The sequence below is a fragment of the Citrobacter sp. GW821-FHT02E08 genome, assembly GCF_059421685.1.
Genome location: NZ_JBWKVL010000040.1, coordinates 1 through 1140 on the forward strand (window position 1 = coordinate 1; position 1140 = coordinate 1140).

Genomic DNA, 1140 nt, shown 5'->3' on the forward strand with positions numbered 1-1140 from the left:
TGGCGGACTCAGCCCGGAACAGTTTGAAAACCAGAACCTCGCTTAGGGCCGTGTCCACATTACGTGGGTAGGATCAACTTAGTCGCTTCTGCGATTCCTCAAGCTCTACCAGCACATCAAAGGGAACCTTCTTCCCCATTGATTTTAATTTTTCAATCCCCTGACGGTATTCCCTGATATGCTTCTTCTCTTCATCGATATTGAGTCTCAGTACATCAATCTCACTTTTGTGGTTATTGGGTTTTAATATACGGGAAAAATCCATACCTTTTAGGTATTCAAGAACAAACTGCTCTACTACCTCATAACGTAGTGCTTTATTGTCACATAGATTATCACGTTCCCCAAGACACCGAATGTATCTATACTCTTCAGTGAACTTACCATTCTTTTTTGAGTTGCGGTGAGACTTAACAACATTATGATACATTGCCTCACCACATTTCCCACACCTACAGATACTATTAAAGATATTTGACTTCTTCAATTCATCAGTATCTTTATTCGTACTAATTCGTCCAGTGCTGGCACGGCGTGAGCGTAGTAATTGCTGTACTAAATTAAACTCTTCCTTTGATATTACTATTGGGTACACGTCCATTTCATATCGTTTCTGTTCTACACTATTATAATCACGAATAATCTCACTGATGAAAATTGAACCAGTGACACGCTTATTCTTTAAAAGCTTATGGACGGACTCACCCCGCCACAACCGACCACTTTCAAAGAGCCAGTCATCACCTTTTGCATTTAGTATCTTGGCGATAGTAGGTGTACCAATTCCTTCCTTACACAAGCGAAATACTTCTTTTACTATAGGCACTTTATCATTCAATACATATTGGTCATCACGAATATCAATCCACTGTGGACGCTTATTCGTAACGATAGTACCGTTATTGAATGCCTGTTCCCTCTTACGTTTCCAACCATCACGAATACGGTCACTCTTAATCTTTGACTCTTCGAATGCCCTCTGTGCACTCATCGTTATTATGGGCAGCATTGAGCTATTGTCACGGTTAATCAGCATATTCAAACTAACATCATGTATGGTGATATGATCTTACCCGCGAATAGTGGACACGCGACTAAGTGAGTAAACTCTCAATCAGAGGTGACTCATGACAAAACCAG

The 1140-nt window shown here is 40.4% G+C and carries 1 protein-coding gene; it reads right to left on the reverse strand.

What is annotated here, in order from left to right:
• Positions 1-73: 73 nt before the first annotated feature.
• Positions 74-1036, reverse strand: a complete 963-nt coding sequence (locus tag AC07UY_RS21740) for a recombinase family protein (RefSeq protein ID WP_494701939.1) — start codon at positions 1034-1036, stop codon at positions 74-76.
• Positions 1037-1140: the final 104 nt, after the last annotated feature.